Raw genomic sequence first — 19095 nt, 5'->3', positions numbered from 1 at the left:
CCGCCATAACGTCGGCCGGCCAGGGAGAATAGCCAGGTGTTTGCTTATATCGTGCGACGCCTCGCGTTGATGTTCGTGACCCTGATCGGGATCTCGATCATCATCTTCGTGCTGCTGCGCGTCGTTCCCGGCAATATCGTCGACATCCTGTTCGACGCAGCCGGCTTTGTCGATCCCGCCGACAAGGCCAATCTGGAAAAGGAACTCGGTCTCAGCGACCCGATCGTGGTGCAGTATTTCCGCTGGATCGGCGGGTTGCTGCACGGCGATCTCGGCTATTCCTATGTGTCGGAAAAACCGGCGCTGCAGGAGATCCTGCCGCGAATTCCGATCACGGCGCGGCTGGCGGGCCTGGCACTGCTGTTCTCCGCAGCGATCGGCATTCCCCTCGGCGTCATCAGCGCCGTTCACCAGGGCACAAGGCTTGATTATGCCTTGCGTATCGTCAGCCTGAGCGGGCTGTCGCTGCCCTCGTTCTGGCTCGGGCTGCTGATCCTGATGGCGTCGGTTTCGATGTTCGGAACCATGCCGATCTTCAACCCCAATCCGAAAACCTGGACCGAAGCGATCGCCATCTACGCCGTGCCGGCGATGGCGGTCGGCTTTCGCAGCGCCGCGCTGACGATGCGTATCACGCGCTCCTCGATGCTGGAAATCCTGCGCCAGGATTTCATCCGCACCGCGCGCGCCAAGGGCGCCTCGGAGAATTCGGTCAATTACCGCCATGCGCTGAAGAACGCCATCCTGCCCGTCATCACCGTGATCGGCATCGAGGCCGCTTTCCTGATCGGCGGGCTGATCGTCACCGAAACCGTGTTCAATATCCCGGGCATCGCCCGCTTCCTGGTCGAGGCGCTGCGCTGGCGCGACTACCCGATCGTGCAGAACCTCGTGATGCTGATCGCGGTCGTCGTGGTGTTCGCCAACTTCACCGTCGACTTGCTGTATGCCGCGATCGATCCGCGCATCCGCTACGGAGATTAGGAGATTCAGGTTTGGCTGTAGTCAATTACGATAGCGAACTGAAACGCGCCGGCGCCCATTCGACGCATGGCTGGCGCCGGCTGACGTTTCTCGCGCAACGCTACATGCTCGGCACCATCGGCCTCTTCATCATGATAATGTTCGTCTGGGTGGCGATATCGGCCGACTTGATCTGCCGCTTCAGTCCGCTCAGCGTCGATTCCACGCACCGGCTGGCGGCGCCCGATGCCGTGCATTGGCTGGGCACCGATTCATTCGGCCGCGATGTCTGGAGCCGGATCGTCCATGGCGCCCGGATTTCGCTCGCCGTCGGCATCGGCGCCACGCTGCTGGGCTCGACGCTCGGCGTCATCGTCGGCCTCGTCTCCGGCTATCTCTCGGGCTGGGTCGATTTGCTGTTCCAACGCGTGACCGACATATTGCAGGCCCTGCCGCTGCTGGTGCTGGCGCTGGTCATGACAGCGGCTCTGGGGCCGTCGCTGCCGAACGTCATCATCGCGATCGCGATCCCGCTGATTCCGACGGTGGCCCGCGTCATCCGCGCCAACACGCTGGCCTTGCGCGAACTGCCGTTCGTCGAGGCCGCCAAGTCGATCGGCATGAGCGAAACGCGCATCGCTATCCGCCACGTGCTGCCCAACACGCTGGCGCCGCTGATCGTGCTGGCGACCGCGCAGCTCGGTTCCACCATTCTCACCGAAGCCTCGCTGTCGTTTCTCGGCCTCGGCATTCCCGAGCCCTATCCGTCATGGGGCCGCATGCTGTCGGAATCGGCGGCGGAATATGTCCGCACCGCGCCGTGGCTGGTGATCTTCCCCGGCGTCGCGATCAGCCTTGCGGTGTTCGGCACCAATCTGTTCGGCGACGCACTGCGCGATATCCTCGACCCGAGGCAGCGCGGCTGATGACGCTGGCACGAGCGGATGAGACGGTTCTCGATGTGAAGAACCTGCAGACGGTGTTCTTCACCAATTCGGGCCTGTTCCGGGCGGTCGATGACGTCTCTTTCCACGTCCGCCGCGGCGAGACGCTGGCGATCGTCGGCGAATCCGGCTGCGGCAAGAGCGTCAGCGCGCTGTCGATCATGCGGCTGGTGCCGGACCCGCCGGGCCGGATCGTCGGCGGCTCGGTGACGCTCGAAGGCACTGACCTGCTCGGCATCGACGAAGCGGACATGCGCAAGATCCGCGGCAACCGGATGTCGATGATCTTCCAGGAGCCGATGACCTCGCTCAATCCAGTGATGCGGATCGGCGACCAGATCACCGAGGTGGTGCGCCTGCACCAGGACATGACGGCGAAGGAAGCATGGGCGAAAGCGGTCGAGATGCTGCGCCTCGTCCGCATTCCCGAGCCGGAGCGGCGAGCGCAGGAATATCCGCACCAGCTTTCCGGCGGCATGCGCCAGCGCGCGATGATCGCGATGGCGCTGGCGTGCCGGCCGGCGCTGCTGATCGCGGACGAGCCGACCACCGCGCTCGACGTCACGATCCAGGCGCAAATCCTCGCGCTGATCGTCGATCTGCAAAAGACGCTCGGCACCGGACTGATCCTGATCACCCACGATCTCGGCGTGGTCGCCCAGACCGCGCAGCGCGTGATCGTGATGTATGCCGGCAAGAAGGTCGAGGAGGCCACTGTCGAGGCGCTGTTCGAGAATCCACGGCATCCCTACACCCGCGGCCTGATGGCCTCGATGCCGGCGGTGATTTCGCTTGGCGCGAAAGAGGATGTCAGGTTGAACGAAATTCCCGGCATGGTGCCGTCGCTGACCAATTTGCCGCCGGGCTGCGCCTTTGCGCCGCGCTGTCCGTTCGCAATCGACCGCTGCCGCGCAGAATATCCGCCGCTCAAGGATTTCGGCGATAATCATTTTTCGGCGTGCTGGCGCGCGGCGGAAATGGTGGCCGCGATATGACCGACAGAGCGCCCCTCTTGGAGGTTACCGACCTCGTCAAACATTACCCGGTGCGCGGCGGCATCCTGCGCCGGCGCATCGGCACCGTGCATTCGGTCGACGGCGTCAGCTTCTCGGTCGGCAAGGGCGAGACGCTGGGGCTGGTCGGCGAGTCCGGCTGCGGCAAGTCGACGGTGGCGCGCAGCGTGTTGCGGCTGGTGGAACCGACCAGCGGCGCCATCAAGCTTAATGGCACTGATATCACCAACCTCAGCAAGACAGATCTGCGCCCGCATCGGCGCTCGATGCAGATCGTATTCCAGGATCCGTTCGCTTCGCTCAATCCGCGCATGACTGCCGGCGACATCGTCGGCGAGCCGCTCGGCGTCCACGGCCTCGCCACCGGCGCCAAGCAGCAGGAACGCGTCGCCGAACTGTTCGCCCAGGTCGGCCTGCGCGCGGACCAGATGAAGAACTATCCGCATCAGTTCTCCGGCGGCCAGCGGCAGCGCATCTGCATCGCGCGAGCGTTATCATTGGGGCCGAGCCTGATCGTCTGCGACGAGCCGGTGTCCGCGCTCGACGTCTCGATCCAGGCGCAGGTGATCAATCTGTTGATCGACCTGCAGCGCAAGAACAATTTTTCCTATTTGTTCATCGCTCATGACCTCGCCGTGGTCGCCCATATCAGCCACCGCGTCGCCGTGATGTATCTCGGGCGCATCGTCGAGATCGCCGACAAGACCGAGTTGTTCGCCAACCCGCGCCATCCCTATACGCAGGCGCTGCTGGCCTCGGTGCCGGTCGCCAATCCCAAGGCGAAGAAGCTCGCGCCCATGATCGACGGCGACGTGCCAAGCCCGATCAACCCGCCGTCGGGCTGCGCCTTCCACACCCGCTGTCGCTACGTCATGGACCGCTGCAAGGTCGAACGGCCGTCGCTGCTTGATGCCGGCGCGCGGCATGAGGTGGCGTGCTGGCTCAATGAGGGCACGGGGCGGGCGGAGTAGAATCTATCGTCGTCCGTACGAAGGCCCCTCTGCCGTCATTGCGAGCGAAGCGAAGCAATCCACGTCTCCGCTCGGAAACGATGGATTGCTTCGTAGCTTTCGCTCCCTTGCACAAGCGCTTCGCGTTTGTTGCAGGCAATGACGCGGCTAGAGAGTTACGTGGCCGCCACATCTCAGCTAATTCAACTTGCTCGATTGCGTTTCAGGGCGGGCGTTGAGCTGCGCCTGCAGCTGAGTAATCAGCTTCTGCGTGTCCTCCTTCGAGAACATGTAGTGGAGCCAGCCGAATCGGGGATCCCGGATATGAAGAACGGTATTGCCCTGCATCAGCTCGGGCTCGGTGCGCCAAGCCGGATACGGCACAGCCTCGCACTTCTGGCCGGTCTGGTAAGTCGAGGGAGTTTCCGGCTTCATCCGGGCTCGAAACTCTCCAAGGTCCTGCATCATCCGGCCGGCACCGTCGGCATCCATTTTTATTGCAACTGGCGGGGTGGAAGGGAACGTGATCGTTACCGTCTTGAAGTCGTCGTCCAGTTTCCAGCTTACGCCGCTCATTAGCGTCTCCAATGCGTGACGATTTTGGGCAGCTTACGCTTGAAGCGCGGAAAATGCTCCACTATTGGAAGGTAAAATCAGGCCACCGCCTCGATCTCCACCACGATCTTCCCCGTCGTCACCTGCTCGCCCTCGGCGACATCGATGGCCGCGACTGTGCCCGCAACACCTGCCGTATGCACATGCTCCATCTTCATCGCTTCCAGCGTCATGACAGGCTGGCCGGCCGTGACCTGCTCGCCCGGCTTGACCAGCACGGCGACAACGCGGCCGTTCATCGCCGCCCTCACCTTGCCGTCGCCGCCGCTGGCCGCGGCTGACACCGGCGCGGCCAGCGTCAAATCGCGGACCGCAATCGTGGCGCCGCGGTGCAGGAAATAGAGCCGATCCCGGTCACGCAGGAATTTGACGGACTCCGCAAGACCGTCGCGGCTGAAGCGGATGGTGTCGCCGTCGACGGCGTGAACTTCGATTCGATAGAGCGTGTTGTTGAGCCCGCGATAGCTGCCGTCACGCTCGCGCACGATCTCGATCTCATGGACCGCGCCGCCGATCTCGACACGAACGGGAACCGGGAACGCCGCCGCCAGCGAACGTCCGGGCTTCCACTTCGGCGCCGAGGGATCGGTGACATACAACAGCAACGCCGCAAGCTCGGCATCCGAAGCTGCATCCTTGCGCGGCGCCAGCAATTCATCGCGGTGGCTGCCGATGAACGCCGTGGTCGCCTCGCCCGCGGCAAAACCGGGATGGCGCAGGCATGAAATCAGAAAGCCCTGATTGGTGGTGACGCCGAATGCAGCCACCTGCTCCAGACCGACGATCAGCTTGCCCCGGGCTTCATCGCGGGTGGCGCCATGGCTGATGATCTTCGTGATCATCGAATCGTAGAACGGCGGAATCTCGGAACCGGATTGCAGCGCATGTTCGACCCGGATACCGTCCGGCATCTGCCACAACGCCATCGTGCCGGATTGCGGCATGAAATCGTGGCCGGCATCTTCCGAACACAGCCGCACCTCGATGGCATGGCCGGAGAATTTGATGTCTTCCTGCACCAGCCCGAGCGGCTCGCCGCTGGCGACGCGCAGTTGCAGTTCGACCAGATCGAGGCCCGTGATCGCTTCGGTGACGGGATGCTCGACCTGCAGCCGCGTGTTCATTTCCATGAAATAGAACTCGCCGCTGCCATCGAGCAGGAATTCCAGTGTGCCGGCGCCCTCATAGCCGATCGCCTTGACGGCTGACACTGCAACCGCGCCCATCCGCGCCCGCAGCTTCGGCGACACCGCCGGCGACGGCGCCTCCTCGATCAGCTTCTGGTGCCGCCGCTGCACCGAGCAATCGCGCTCGCCGAGATGGACGGCATTGCGGTAACGATCGCCGAACACCTGGATTTCGATATGGCGGGGATTGACGATGGCGCGTTCCAAAATGACCGTGGGATCGCCGAACGCGCCCTGCGCCTCCGACCGTGCGCTGCGCAGTGCATCCGGAAATGCCGCGGCGTCGGCCACGAGCCGCATGCCGCGCCCGCCGCCGCCCGCCACCGCCTTGATCATCACGGGAAAGCCGATCTTATTGGCTTCCGCCAGCATCACGGCGTCGCTCTGATCGGCGCCCTGATAGCCGGGCACGCAGGGCACGCCGGCCTTTTCCATGATCTCCTTGGCGCCGGCCTTGTTGCCCATCGCCCGGATCGCTTCCGGCGATGGCCCAATGAACACCAGCCCAGCGTCGCGGCAGGCTTGCACAAAATCTTCGTTTTCGGCGAGGAAGCCGTAGCCAGGATGCACCGCCGTGGCGCCGCTGGCTTTGGCCGCCGCAATGATCGCCTCAATGCGCAAATAGGATTGCGCCGGCAGCGCCTCACCGATCCGCACGGCTTGATCCGCTTCGCGGACATGCAGCGCGTCGCGGTCGGCATCCGAATAGACCGCAACCACGCCATAGCCGAGGCGGCGCGCGGTGCGCATGATGCGCAGCGCGATCTCGCCGCGGTTGGCGATCAGGATTTTGAAGAAAGGCGTCGGCTTCATGACAGTCATGGCCGCGCGACCGAGAATTGCATGCGCTGGGGTTGCCGCGCCTCCGCCTCGCGACAGATCGCCAGCACCTCGGACAAGATGCTGCGGGTATCGCGCGGATCGATCACGCCGTCATCGAGCACTCGTGCCGAGGTCGAGAACACGTCCATCTGGCCGTCGAACACGCCTGTTATCTGCGCCTTCATCGCCTCCAGCTTTTCCTTCTCGATCGGCTTGCCACGCCGCGCAGCCGCCGCTTCGGTGACGATCGCCATCGTCTCCGCCGCCTGCTCGCCGCCCATCACGGCGGTCTTGGCGTTGGGCCAGGAGAAGCAGAAGCGCGGATGGAAGCCGCGCCCGCACATGCCGTAATTGCCGGCGCCGAACGAGGCGCCGCAATAGATGGTGATCTGCGGCACGGTGGCCGAGGTCACCGCCTGGATCATCTTGGAGCCGTGCTTGATCATGCCGGCTTCTTCGTAAGCCTTGCCTACCATGTAGCCGGTGGTGTTGTTCATATACAAAAGCGGCGTGCGCGACTGGCAGCAGGCCTGGATGAAATGCGTCGCCTTGTTGGCGCCGGGCACGTCGAGGGGACCGTTATTGGTGATGATGCCGATCGCCTGCCCCTCGATGCGGGCGTGGCCGCAGATGGTGGCGGGGCCGTAACTGCTGCCGAATTCGGTGAAATCGGAATCGTCGATGAAGCGCGCGATCGCCTGACGCATGTCGACCGGACGCTTGTGGTCCATCGGCATGATGCCAAGCAATTCCTCCGCGTCATAGCGGGGCGGCCGATACGAGGTTTCAGCCGGTTTTGGCCGGTCCCACTGCATGTTGGTCATGATGTCGCGCGCGATGCGCAGCGCGTCGCGGTCGTCCTCGGCGAGATAATCGCCGAGGCCGGAAATCGAGGTGTGCATCTCGGCACCGCCAAGCTCTTCCTCGGTCGCGATCTCGCCCGTCGCGGCCTTGAGCAGCGGCGGTCCGGCGAGGAAGGCGCGGGTGCGGCCGCGCACCATCACGATGTAGTCGGAGAGCCCGGTCTGATAAGCACCGCCCGCGGTAGACGAACCATGCGTCACCGTGACGACCGGCAAGCCCGCCGCCGACAGCCTGGCCAGGTTGCGAAAGATATTGCCGCCACGGATAAAATCCTCAACGCGGTAGCGCAGTAGATTGGCGCCGGCGCTTTCGACCAGTTGCACGTAGGGCAGCTTGTTCTCCAGCGCCAGTTCCTGCACGCGCAAGGTCTTGTCGAGGCCGTAAGGCTGCAACGCGCCGGCGTCGATGCCGGAATCATTGGCGCTGACCATGCAGCGGATGCCGGCGACGAACCCGATGCCGGCGATCGCCCCGCCGCCCGGGATGCTCTTGTCGGCATCCGGCACGTCGAACATGTAGCCCGCCAGCGTCATCAGTTCGATGAAGGGCGAGCCGGGATCGAGCACCAGCGCGACGCGCTCGCGCGGCAGCAATTGCCCGCGCTTGTGAAAGCGATCCTTGGCGGCGGCGGAGGCGGCGCGCGTCCGCTCCTCAAGCCCGCGCATGCGTGCGATCAGCGCCAGCATGCCGTCGCGGTTGGCCTTGTAGGCGGCGCTGCTCGGGGCGATGGTCGATTCGATGATGGCCATGAATGTTCCTGGTCGTCATTCCGGGGCGTCCGAAGGACGAACCCGGAATCTCGAGGTTCCGGGTTCGATGCTTCGCATCGCCCCGGAACGACAATTAATGCCTCGTCCCAAATATCTGCCGTGTCTCAGCGGGGCTGGCGATCTCTCTGCCAGCGCGGCGGGCGCAGGCGGCGATAGCTTCGATCAATTGGCCGTTGGAGGTCACCTTGGTGCCGTCGGCGAGATAGAACATGTCCTCCAGCCCGGTGCGCAGGTGACCGCCGAGATCGGCGCAGCGCTGGTGCAGCGGCCAGATTTCGGCGCGGCCGATCGCGGTGACCTGCCAGTGTGCTTCCGGCAATTTGAGCTTGAGCAGGATCGGCAGCAGATCCGGATCGGCCGGCATGCCGGACGCGACGCCCATCACGAAATTATACTCCAGCGGCCCTGAATACATGCCGGTCTGCCGGTACATGCCGACACAACGCACGATGCCGACATCGAAGCATTCGAACTCCGGAATCGTGCCCGCGACCTTCATCACGTCGAGATAGTCCTGCACCTTCTCGACCGCGTTATCGAACATCATCGGCGGCCAGGCCCAGGTGTTGTCGGATTTCACCTTGAGGTAGTTCAGCGAACCGGCGTTGCAGGCCGCGATCTCCGGCTTGGTCTCGCGCACGCAATCGAGCGCGCCGCCATAGTTCGGACCCGAGGTGCCGGTGGTGTGGTTGATGATGACACCGGGACAGGCCTCGCGCACCGCCTGCTGAATCTCTTTGCTAACGCTGACGTCCCATGACGGCAGATGGCCCTTGCCCGGCTCCTGCTGACGCAGATGGATGTGCATGATGCTGGCGCCGGCGTTGAAGGCAGCCTTGGCCTCGCGCGCCATCTGTTCGGGCGTCACAGGCACGTTGTGCTGTTTCGGGTCGGTCAGCACGCCGTTCAGCGCACAGGTAATGACAGCCTTGTCGCTCATGAATCAGCCTTTGGATCAGCCTTCGGAAATGGGCGAAAATCGCCCTTGTTTTGCGCATGATCTTTTCGGAAAACCGCTTCACACTTTTCCGGATCATGCGCTGGCGATCATGCGGCCCGCGTCAGCCCGCTTCTTGCGTCCACCCGCTATTGGCGCCGCCGGTGCGATTGCTGCGGTAGATCGTCAGGTCGCGCGAGCCGGAAAAGATCGCGCGCGGCTTCAAGCCGTAGAAGCGGCGGATCGAGTGGCTGAAATGCGTGGAGTCGGGATAGCCGATATCCTGCGCGAGATGCGCGAGGTTGATGTCCTGGTTGGCGAAGTGCAGCAAATGCCGCGCCCGCTTCCAGGCGCGGAACGAGCGGAACGAGATTCCGGTCTCTTCCTTGAACAGATGCAGGAAGCGCGACGGCGAGAGGCCTGCCTCCGCGGCGCAGCTTGCGGCCGTCACCGGTTCGCCGCAGAATTTTCCGATCTGCACAATCGCGCGGGCCACGCGTGGATCGAGCACGCGTTGCGGCAAGGCTTCGCCAAGGCACAGAAAGTCGAACTCGGCGCTGGAGAAATCGTCGCCCGCATGATGCTCGCGCAAGGCGAGATAGGCGGCGCGAATGCGGTCGGCAAAGGCTTTGCCTTCAGGCCCCGACAGCCGCGCGGCAAGGTCTTCGAGCACGCCGGGACAAACGCTTTCCGGCTCGATCACGACGCTCAGCACCGAACGATAGTCGCTGGCGATGGTATGCCCTGTGTTCGGCAGCACCGCGACCATGTCGGCATGGCTCTCACGGCCATCTGATGTGGTGAGCCACAACCCGCCTTCGATCGCGACATAGATGTTGAACGCACCCGAGCAGCGTTCCCGCGGCCGGCCGAGCAGGCCCGCGTAAAACACGCGCTCCGGAGTGATCAGCATCAGATGGCCCGATTTGCGGCCGATGTCGTCCATGGTGCATCCTCCTCGCGCGGCTCTTGGGCCGCTGCGATGGGGCAACCATAGCGGAAATTGGGGGGCTGTCACGGACACAAACGACGTCATTCCGGGGCGCGAAGCGAACCTCAGATGCGCAATTGCGCATCGGGGAATCTCGAGATTCCGGGTCTGGTGCTCGCGCACCATCCCGGAATGACTGCGTTTCTAATCAGCCCCGAACCCGCGGCGCCACATTCTGCTCGACGCCAGCCTTCTGTTCCGCGGCCACCGCCCGCTTATAACCGTCACGGGCCTGCAACCGCGCCCAATAGGCTGCGACATTGGGCCCGAAATCCTTGGCCAGCCCGATATTTCCGGCCAACCGCAACGCATAACCGTTGGCGATATCGGCGGCGGTAAAGCGGTCCGCGCAGAGCGTTTCTGACTTGCCGGTGGCGGCTTCCACGGCCCGCAGCCGCCCGAGGAACCATTTTGCATAATCCCCCGCCACCTGCGGATTGCGGCGCTCCTCCGGCTCGAGCTGGCTGTATCTCAGCACCAGCGTTTGCGGAAAGGTCAGCGTGGCGTCAGAAAAATACATCCAGTTCAGGAATGCGCCATAGGCCGGCTCGTCGGGCCCGACGATCAGCGGCGTCGGGCCATATCTGGTGCCGATGTAGTGGCAGATGCCGGACGATTCCGTCATTTTCGTATCGCCATCGACCATGAAGGGAATGGTGCCGAGCGGATTGATCGCTAGATATTCCTTGGCGAACACCCGCGGCGGAAACGGCAGCATCTTGAGCTCATAGGGCAGCCCGAGCTCTTCCAGCATCCAGAGCGGGCGGAACGAGCGCGCTCCGTCGCAGTGATAAAGCGTGATCATCAGGCGTTTCCCCTCAATTTCGATTCAGGCCAGTTTGGGGCGCCGAAGCGGCGCCCGCAATATCATCTTGGCGCCGCGCCTCAGGCATTGCTGTGCTTGCGCAGTTCGAGGCGGGCAATCTGGTTGCGATGAACCTCGTCCGGACCGTCGGCGAGGCGGAGCAGGCGCGCCGTAGCATAGGCCGCAGCCAGGCCGAAATCGTTGCTGGTGCCGCCGCCGCCATGGGCCTGAATGGCCCAATCGATCACCTGGCACGCCATGTTGGGCACCGCGACCTTGATCATCGCGATTTCCGCCTTGGCCGCCCGGTTGCCGACAGTGTCCATCATATGCGCCGCGTTGAGCGTAAGGAGCCGCGACTGCTCGATCATGATGCGCGATTCCGCGATTCGCTCCTGCGTGACGGTCTGCTCCGAAACCGGCTTGCCGAACGCAACCCGGCTTCTGGTCCGCACGCACATCTTTTCCAGCGTCCGTTCGGCGAGCCCGATCAACCGCATGCAGTGGTGGATACGGCCAGGACCGAGACGACCCTGCGCGATTTCGAAGCCGCGGCCCTCACCAAGCAGCATGTTGGTGGCGGGCACGCGGACATTCTCGAACACCACTTCCGAGGCCCTGTCAGGCACGCCATAGAACCCGAACACCGGGATCGACCGCAGCACCTTGACGCCTGGCGTGTCCATCGGCACCAGGATCATCGACTGCTGGCGATGGCGATCCGGATTATCGCGATCGGTCTTGCCCATGAAGATGCAGATCTTGCAGCGCGGGTCGGTCGCGTTGGTGGTGTACCATTTGCGGCCGTTGATGACGTAATCATCGCCGTCGCGCCGGATGGAGCTCTCGATATTGGTGGCGTCGCTGGAGGCGACCGCAGGTTCGGTCATGGCAAAGCAGGAGCGGATTTCGCCAGCCAGCAGCGGCTTGAGCCAGCGCTCCTGATGCTCGCGCGTGCCGTAGCGCGCCAGCACTTCCATGTTGCCGGTGTCGGGCGCCGAACAGTTGAAGACTTCGGGCGCGAGATGCGAGCGCCCCATGACTTCGCACAGCGGCGCGTATTCGAGGTTGGTCAGACCGGCGCCGTGTTCGCTCTCGGGCAGGAACAGGTTCCAGAGACCGGCCTCCCGCGCCTTCGGCTTCAACTCCTCGACAACCGGGAAAACCTTCCAGGCTCCCAGCTCTTCCGCCTCTTTGTAGAAGCGCTCTTCATTCGGATAGACGTGGCGATCCATGAAGGACTGAAGGCGGTGCTTCAGCTCGGTGACCTTCTGGCTCTCCTGATAGAGCATTTCGATATCCGTTCATGGTTCGGTAAGTTGAATTCTACTTCGCTCCCGGCAGCGTGCCCATCATCTTGCACAAGACCGTCAGCATCACTTCATCGGCGCCGCCGCCGATCGAGGTCAAGCGGCTGTCGCGATAGGCGCGGCTGACGTGTGTTTCGTTCATAAAGCCCATGCCGCCCCAGAATTGCAAACAGGCATCGGTGAGTTCGCGTCCCAGCCGTCCGGCCTTGAGCTTTGCCATGGTCGCAAGACGCGTGACGTCCTCGCCCGCGATCAGCGCCTCGGCAGCGCGGTAGATCAGCGCCCGCAACAGCTCGACCTCGGTCTGCATTTCCGCAAGCTTGAAATGAACCACCTGGTTGTCGAGGAGGGTCTTGCCGAACGCTTTTCGGTTGCGGGTATATTCGATCGTCTCGGCGATAATGTACTCATGCGCCTTCAGGCACGCCGCGGCGCCCCACAGCCGCTCTTCCTGGAACTGCACCATCTGGTAGGTAAAGCCCTTACCCTCCTCACCGATCCGGTTGCGCTTCGGCACCCGCACATTATCGAAGAAAATCTGCGCGGTGTCGGACGAGCGCATGCCCATTTTGTCGAGTTTTCGCGCGACCTCGACACCCTTGGTTTTCATGGGCACGCAGATCAGCGACTTGTTGCGATGCACCTGCCCATCGCTGGTATTGGCGAGCAGGCAAATCCAGTCCGCCTTTACGCCATTGGTGATCCACATCTTGCCGCCATTGATGACGTAATCGTCGCCATCCGACCGGGCATTGGTCTTGATCGAAGCGACATCGGAGCCGGCGCCCGGCTCGGACACGCCGATGCAGGCCACCGCATCGCCCGCGATCGCGGGCGCCAAAAATTCACGACGCACTTCATCGGAACCGAACCGAGCCAGCGCCGGGGTGGCCATGTCAGTCTGGACCCCGATCGCCATCGGCACGCCGCCGCAATGGATGGCGCCGAGCTCTTCGGCCATCATCAGCGCGTAGCTGTAATCGAGCCCCTGCCCGCCAAACTCCACGGGCTTGTTGAGCCCGAGAAAGCCGAGATTGCCGAGCTTCTTGAACAACTCATGTGAGGGAAATTGTCCGGCCTCCTCCCATTCGTCGACGAAGGGATTGATCTCGGCGGCGATGAATTTTTGCAGGATACGGCGGGGTTCGTCGTGGTCGGCGGTGAAGAGCATTTTGTCAGTCTATCCCTCGTCATTCCGGGATGCGCCACTTGGCGCAGGCCCGGAATCCATACTCACGATCGTGGTTATGGATTCCGGGCTCGCTCGCTTCGCGCCCGCCCCGGAATGACGGAAGTGCGAGCGTATCTCTCACAATCCCATCTGCCTCGACGCCAGATCCTTCATGATCTCCTCCGTGCCGCCGCCGATGGCATTGACCTTCACCTCGCGATAGATGCGCTCGACCTTGATGCCGCGCATGAAGCCGGCGCCGCCGAAGATCTGCACGGCTTCAGAGGCGCAGAACGCCATGGTCTGGGTCGCCTGGTTCTTCATCATGCAGATCTCGGCGACCGGGCTTTCGCCCTGTCCGAGCCGCCATGCCAGCATCTCCAGCATCGCTTGCGAGGCCGCGACTTTTTGCGCCATGTCGACCAGCTTGTGGCGGATCACCTGGTGCTGCGCGATCGGTTTGCCAAAGGTGTGGCGCTCCCTGGCGTAGGCAATTGCCTCCTCGACGCAGACGCGCGCATAGGCCGTACAGCTCGCCGCCATGCCCATCCGTTCGCTGTTAAAATTATGCATGATCAGCCTGAAGCCCTGACCTTCCTCGCCGAGCAGGTTTTCGACCGGCACACGGCATTCGTCGAAATGCAGCGTCGCTGTATCCGACGCCCACCAGCCCATCTTCTTGAGCTTGGTGCGCGACAGCCCCGGCGTATCGCCCTCGATCAGCAGCAGGCTGACGCCGCCCGCGCCCTCACCGCCGGTGCGCACGGCGACCGTGAGATAATCGGCCCGCATGCCGGAGGTGATAAACGTCTTCTCGCCGCTGACGACGTAATGATCGCCGTCGCGGCGCGCCTTGGTGCGCAGATTGGCGACGTCGGAGCCGCCGCTCGGTTCGGTGATCGCAAGCGCCGATATCTTCTTGCCGGACAGCACCTCCGGCAGCACCCGCGCCTTGATTTCGGCGCGGGCGGCACGCGCGATCGGCGGCGCGCCGATGGTGTGGCTCATCAGGCTGGAGGAGACACCGCCCGCGCCGGCACGCGCGAGTTCCTGCGAGGCCACGATTTTCAGGAACTGGTCGGCGGCGACGCCGCCATATTCCTCGGGAAAGCCCAGGCCCAGCAAGCCGATCTCGGCGGCCTTGGCGTACAGCTCACGCGGAAACTCGCCGGCTTCGTCCCATTCATGGGCATAGGGCTCGATCTCACGCGTCACAAAGCGTCGCATCACGTCGCGAAACGCGTCGTGATCCGCGTTGTAAAACGGGCTGTTCGCCTTTGTCCGCTCCAGCATGCTGTCCTCCCGACGGAATCACGATGCCCTGAATCGGCCTGCGTAAACTTGCGTTGAGCGGCTGGCGGGCGCCAGCGCCAGCAACTCAACGCAAGACCGGTTCCCCGGCCATGCCCTAGCCTTCTGCAAAAAAGCAATAACACAAAATCGGCAAAACGCCGGGGAGATGAAGCATGATCCGATGGAGCCAATCTGTCCCGGCCATTTTCCTGGCGCTGTCCCTCGCCGCATCGTCAGCTGCCTTCGCGCAACAGCCCGGCATCACCGCTACCGAAATCAAGTTCGGCAACATCATGCCGTATAGCGGCCCGGCCTCGGCGCTCAGCGTCGTCGGCAAGGCCTTTGCCGGCTATTTCGACATGGTCAACGAGAAGGGGGGCGTCAACGGGCGCAAGCTCAACATGGTCTCGCTTGACGACGGCTTCTCGCCGCCGAAGACGGTCGAGGCGACGCGGCGGCTGGTCGAAAGCGACAACGTCGCCTTCATGTTCGGCACCATGGGCACCGCGCCGAGTTCGGCGACCGCAAAGTACCTCAACAGCGCCAAGGTGCCGCACCTGTTCCTGATCTCATCCGCGTCGAAATGGAACGATCCGGTCAACCAGCCCTGGCTGATGGCGCTGCCCTGGGCACCGAATTACGTCGAGGAAGCCGGCATCGACGTGCGCTATGCGCGCGCCAAAAATCCCAATGCACGCTTTGCGATCCTTTACCAGAACGACGACGCCGGGAAGGATTATTTGCGCGGCGTGAAAGAGGCGCTTGGGGCCGACGCCGACAAGGCGATCGCGCTGGCATCGAGCTTCGAAGTCGCCGATCCCAGCGTGGATTCGCAGATCCTCACCCTTGCCAATACCAAGGCCGACGTTTTCCTGATCTACAGCGTGACGCCGCGCGCCTGCGCGCAGGCGATCCGCAAAGCCTATGAGACCGGCTGGCGTCCGATGCGCTTCATCTCCTCGGGCTGCGCCAACAAGGAAACCGTGATGGTGCCGGCGGGCTTGGAGGCCGCGAGCGGCATCATGTCGGTCGGATCGCTAAAGCCCTATGCGGCCGACTCCAAAGATCCTGACCTGATCGCCTACCGCGAATTCATGAAGGCGCGGGTGCCGAAAGTCGATCCGGCGAATTTCGCCGCCGGATATGGCTACATGGTCGCCCAAGCGCTGGTGGTGGTGCTGGAGCAGTGCAAGAACGATCTGAGCCGCGAGAACATCATGGCGCAGGCCGCCAACCTCAGGGATGTGCAACTGCCGCTCTTGATGCCGGGCGTCAAGCTCAACACCTCACCGAAAGACTATCGCCCCATCAAGGACGGCTACATGGTCGAATTTCGCGACAACCAGTTCAACGTGATCAGCGAATTGCTGCGGGGTTCGTGAAGTGGCTCGCTCCCTCGCCCTCAGAGTCTGACTCAATCGCACACGAGACCGCGGGTGCAACGCGCACGCGCGACGTCAGGAGGAAGCCTTGTCCGTCCGCTATTACGACTGGATCGCCCATTTCGGCCGCCGCACGCCGGATAAGATCGCGGCGATCGACCTCACCAGCCAGCGCCGGCTTTCCTATGCGGAGTTTGATACGCGGATCTCGCTGCTCGCCACCCATCTGCGCGACAAACTCAAGATCGCGCGCGGCGACCGGGTCGCGGTGCTGGCGCTGAACACATCAGATACGCTGGAGGTGCAGTTCGCCTGCTTCCGGATCGGCGCCGTGTTCCTGCCGCTCAACACCCGCCTCACCGTTCCCGAGCTGCAGTTCATTGTCGGCGACGCCTCGCCAAAGGTCATGATCCACGACACCGATCTTGCCGAGGTCGCGCTATCGGTCGCCAAACTCTGCAACGTTTCATCGGCATTGCTGCTTGGTCCGGGTGGCTCCTATGAAGCGGCGATCGCCGCGTCAAAGCCGCTCGATCGCGCGGAGATGGTCACGCTCGATGACATCTCGACCATCATGTACACCTCGGGCACTACGGGCCAGCCGAAGGGCGCGATCATCACCCACGGCATGACGTTCTGGAATTGCGTCAATCTCGGCGGTCCCGCGTACATCTCGCCGTCGTCGGTGCTGCTCACGGTGCTGCCGCTGTTCCACACCGGCGGGCTGAATTGCTACACCAATCCCGTGCTCCACGCCGGCGGCACCGTGCTGATCATGCGCGCGTTCGATCCTGGGCTTGCGCTGCAATTGATCAGCGATCCCTCCCAAGGCATCAACCAGTTCTTCGGCGTGCCCGCGATCTACCAGTTCATGTCGCAGCATCCGTCGTTTGCTGCAGCCGATTTCAGCCGGCTCGTGATCGGCGGTGTCGGTGGCGCGCCGATGCCGGTGCCGCTGCTGAAAATATGGGAAGCCCGCGGCGTCGCCTTGCAGCAGGGGTACGGCATGACCGAGACCAGCCCCGCGGTGCTGACGCTCGACAAGGAGGACGCCGCGCGCAAGGCCGGCTCCTCCGGCAAGCCGGTGCTGCATACGGAAGTGCGGATCGTTCGCCCTGATGGGACGGACGCCGATGTCGGCGAGCTCGGTGAACTCTGGGTCAAGGGACCGAACGTCACGCCCGGCTACTGGAACAGGCCGGATGCCAATCAATCATCCTTCACCGACGGCTGGCTGCACACCGGTGATGCCACGCGCGTCGATGAAGAGGGCTTCTACTACATCGTCGATCGCTGGAAGGACATGTACATTTCCGGCGGCGAGAACGTCTATCCGGCCGAGGTCGAGAGCGTGCTGCATCAATTGACGGCCATCGCCGAAGCCGCCGTGATCGGCATCCCGAACGAGCAATGGGGCGAAGTCGGCATGGCGATCGTGGCCGTGAAGCCCGGCCATACGCTTTCGGCCGACGACATCCACGCGCACTGCCAGGCCAATCTGGCGCGGTTCAAATGCCCGCGGCTGATCGAGTTCGTCGACGCCCTGCCGCGCAACGCGACGGGAAAGATTCACAAGCCGACGCTGCGAAAGAATTTCAGCGTTTCGAAGCCGACCGACAAAGCCATTGCCTCGTGATGATGTGCTGGCAACAAAAAGCCCGCCGATTTGCACCGGCGGGCTTCTGTATCAGAGGCTAATTAGAGGATCCCAGTACATCCGTGGTAATCCGTAATCAGCAACCTTTGTTAGTCGACGCGAAGGTTCTCAGCGCTGGTCTTGCCGCGCATCGGGTCCTTCTTCGCTTCGAACGAGATCTTCTGACCTTCGTTGAGCGAGCTCAGGCCTGCGCGTTCGACAGCCGAGATGTGAACGAACACGTCCGTTCCACCATCGTCGGGCTGAATGAAGCCAAAACCCTTGGTCGCGTTAAACCACTTAACTGTTCCGGTAGCCATGTAACTATCTCCAAGATGCGCAAATGCGCTTTGCTCACACGACCTCCGCGTGAGCTTGATCCGATTTCAACGATGTCTTGGGGATGGGCCGGTGTCGGCGTAGTCAACAAGGCAAACGACAATTCGAATAAGCGGGATATAGGCCCTTTGCGCGGGAATTACAAGGGACGATAGCGCGTCAAGAAACGCGTCAAAAACAGGCTCTAACCGGGCAGAAACATGGCAAACGGCTCATCGATCGTCCGCCGCAGACGTTCGCGATACAGCGCATAATTGGCATTATCGGACGATATGCGCCCAAAACTCGGGTTTGCGACCATCTTGATCGGCACATACGCGATCGGAGCCGCAATCGGCGTCAGCATGGAGCCGCGCCCCGCCAGCAGCGTGGTGATGATGCCGTACATTTCACCGGAAATCGCCACGCGCGCCACCGTGATCAGACGATGCTGACCGTTCCGGTTGGTGACGAGATAGATGTGGCCGGACTGGTTCGGCACCGCGACTTCGCCGAACTGGGTGTACAAGGCATCCTGCCGCTCGCCTTCGTGGAACACGAGCGACGAGGCCGCATCACTCCAGACAATCTCGGTGAGGTAGGCGAAGATCGCGTCCTTGTCGCCGAACGACGGCCGTATCGTGACATAAGCGCCTTCGATCCACGCCACCGCGCGGCGCGAATAGGCGCCCAATCCATCTGGCGCGATGTCGCCATTGACCGGCGCGGCCGGCGCCGGCGCATCCACCGTCTTGCGCAGGGATACGCCGAGCGCCTGTTCGAGCCGGACCGTGGTCGCGAGTGTGAATGGACGGCGGCCGCCGAGCACCTTTTCCAGCGTCGAAAGACTGAGTTTTGCGAGTTCGGCCAACGATTGCCGGGAGATGCGGCGGCGGGCGATCTCTTCCCGAATGGTATCGGCGATCTGCCGGCGTTGTTCGGCGGAAAGCTGCTTGTCCGGCGTCGGCATCGTCACCCCTGTTCGGCCTGTTTGGGCAGTCTACCAGACGCACAATCCATCACAAACCCGCACAAAGCCGCCCCTGCCGTGGCGCACTGCGCTGGCGTCAGGCTGAACAATGCCGATCATTCCGCTCGCGCCCGTCAGCGCGTTACCGGAGATT

Annotated in this window: 17 protein-coding genes; 6 read left to right on the top strand and 11 right to left on the bottom strand. The window is 63.0% G+C overall.

Going from position 1 to position 19095, the window contains the following annotated elements:
• Positions 1 to 36 precede the first annotated feature (36 nt).
• The 4 genes from JQ574_RS22430 to JQ574_RS22415 are packed head-to-tail and all read left to right on the top strand — an operon-like array spanning position 37 to position 3891.
• Positions 37 to 984, top strand: coding sequence for an ABC transporter permease (locus tag JQ574_RS22430; protein WP_212000847.1), 948 nt, complete (start codon positions 37 to 39; stop codon positions 982 to 984).
• An 11-nt stretch (positions 985 to 995) separates the two neighbouring features.
• Positions 996 to 1889 carry an ABC transporter permease gene (locus tag JQ574_RS22425; protein ID WP_212213301.1) on the top strand — a complete coding sequence of 298 codons (894 nt, stop codon included), beginning with the start codon at positions 996 to 998 and terminating at the stop codon, positions 1887 to 1889.
• Complete coding sequence (locus tag JQ574_RS22420) at positions 1889 to 2902, top strand: ABC transporter ATP-binding protein (protein WP_212213303.1); 1014 nt, start codon at positions 1889 to 1891, stop codon at positions 2900 to 2902. The genes JQ574_RS22425 and JQ574_RS22420 overlap by 1 nt, the downstream gene beginning before the upstream one ends.
• Positions 2899 to 3891, top strand: coding sequence for an ABC transporter ATP-binding protein (locus JQ574_RS22415; RefSeq protein ID WP_212213305.1), 993 nt, complete (start codon positions 2899 to 2901; stop codon positions 3889 to 3891). Before JQ574_RS22420 ends, JQ574_RS22415 begins: the two co-directional genes overlap by 4 nt.
• 177 nt (positions 3892 to 4068) lie before the next feature.
• On the opposite strand, the gene JQ574_RS22410 is transcribed toward JQ574_RS22415, so the two are convergent.
• From JQ574_RS22410 to JQ574_RS22370, 9 genes are all read right to left on the bottom strand, one after another.
• A complete protein-coding gene (locus JQ574_RS22410; RefSeq protein WP_212213308.1) occupies positions 4069 to 4446 on the bottom strand; it encodes a hypothetical protein in 378 nt (125 codons plus the stop codon).
• Between the two features lie 77 nt (positions 4447 to 4523).
• The gene (locus tag JQ574_RS22405) at positions 4524 to 6485 is read right to left on the bottom strand and encodes an acetyl-CoA carboxylase biotin carboxylase subunit (protein ID WP_212213310.1); all 1962 of its coding nucleotides are present in this window, start codon (positions 6483 to 6485) and stop codon (positions 4524 to 4526) included.
• A gap of 5 nt (positions 6486 to 6490) precedes the next feature.
• Positions 6491 to 8107, bottom strand: a complete 1617-nt coding sequence (locus tag JQ574_RS22400; protein WP_212213313.1) for an acyl-CoA carboxylase subunit beta — start codon at positions 8105 to 8107, stop codon at positions 6491 to 6493.
• A gap of 94 nt (positions 8108 to 8201) precedes the next feature.
• Positions 8202 to 9068 (bottom strand): 3-keto-5-aminohexanoate cleavage protein, encoded by an 867-nt coding sequence (locus JQ574_RS22395; protein ID WP_212213316.1) that lies wholly within the window; start codon positions 9066 to 9068, stop codon positions 8202 to 8204.
• A gap of 121 nt (positions 9069 to 9189) precedes the next feature.
• Positions 9190 to 10011, bottom strand: a complete 822-nt coding sequence (locus tag JQ574_RS22390) for an AraC family transcriptional regulator (RefSeq protein ID WP_212213319.1) — start codon at positions 10009 to 10011, stop codon at positions 9190 to 9192.
• Between the two features lie 193 nt (positions 10012 to 10204).
• Positions 10205 to 10861 carry a glutathione S-transferase family protein gene (locus JQ574_RS22385; RefSeq protein ID WP_212294901.1) on the bottom strand — a complete coding sequence of 219 codons (657 nt, stop codon included), beginning with the start codon at positions 10859 to 10861 and terminating at the stop codon, positions 10205 to 10207.
• Positions 10862 to 10941: 80 nt separating this feature from the next.
• Positions 10942 to 12153, bottom strand: coding sequence for an acyl-CoA dehydrogenase family protein (locus JQ574_RS22380; RefSeq protein ID WP_212213325.1), 1212 nt, complete (start codon positions 12151 to 12153; stop codon positions 10942 to 10944).
• Positions 12154 to 12187: 34 nt separating this feature from the next.
• On the bottom strand, positions 12188 to 13342 hold the full coding sequence (locus JQ574_RS22375; RefSeq protein ID WP_212213328.1) for an acyl-CoA dehydrogenase family protein: 1155 nt from the start codon (positions 13340 to 13342) through the stop codon (positions 12188 to 12190).
• A 138-nt stretch (positions 13343 to 13480) separates the two neighbouring features.
• Positions 13481 to 14635 (bottom strand): acyl-CoA dehydrogenase family protein, encoded by a 1155-nt coding sequence (locus JQ574_RS22370; RefSeq protein ID WP_212213331.1) that lies wholly within the window; start codon positions 14633 to 14635, stop codon positions 13481 to 13483.
• Positions 14636 to 14808: 173 nt separating this feature from the next.
• Between JQ574_RS22370 and JQ574_RS22365 the strand changes: the two genes are divergently transcribed.
• Positions 14809 to 16017 (top strand): ABC transporter substrate-binding protein, encoded by a 1209-nt coding sequence (locus tag JQ574_RS22365; RefSeq protein WP_212383853.1) that lies wholly within the window; start codon positions 14809 to 14811, stop codon positions 16015 to 16017.
• An 88-nt stretch (positions 16018 to 16105) separates the two neighbouring features.
• Positions 16106 to 17653: a long-chain fatty acid--CoA ligase gene (locus JQ574_RS22360; protein ID WP_212213337.1), complete on the top strand. Its 1548-nt coding sequence runs from the start codon at positions 16106 to 16108 to the stop codon at positions 17651 to 17653.
• 110 nt (positions 17654 to 17763) lie between these two features.
• Here the strand turns inward: JQ574_RS22360 and JQ574_RS22355 are convergent, their stop codons facing one another.
• Both JQ574_RS22355 and JQ574_RS22350 read right to left on the bottom strand, forming a co-directional pair.
• Positions 17764 to 17973 (bottom strand): cold-shock protein, encoded by a 210-nt coding sequence (locus tag JQ574_RS22355; protein ID WP_192735591.1) that lies wholly within the window; start codon positions 17971 to 17973, stop codon positions 17764 to 17766.
• A gap of 203 nt (positions 17974 to 18176) precedes the next feature.
• Positions 18177 to 18941 carry a helix-turn-helix transcriptional regulator gene (locus JQ574_RS22350; protein ID WP_212213340.1) on the bottom strand — a complete coding sequence of 255 codons (765 nt, stop codon included), beginning with the start codon at positions 18939 to 18941 and terminating at the stop codon, positions 18177 to 18179.
• Between the last annotated feature and the right edge of the window lie 154 nt (positions 18942 to 19095).

It is taken from the genome of Bradyrhizobium sp. AUGA SZCCT0158 (assembly GCF_018130065.1).
GTDB lineage: Bacteria > Pseudomonadota > Alphaproteobacteria > Rhizobiales > Xanthobacteraceae > Bradyrhizobium.
Note: the sequence above shows the minus strand (reverse complement) of the source record. Positions and strands in the feature narration are given on the sequence as shown.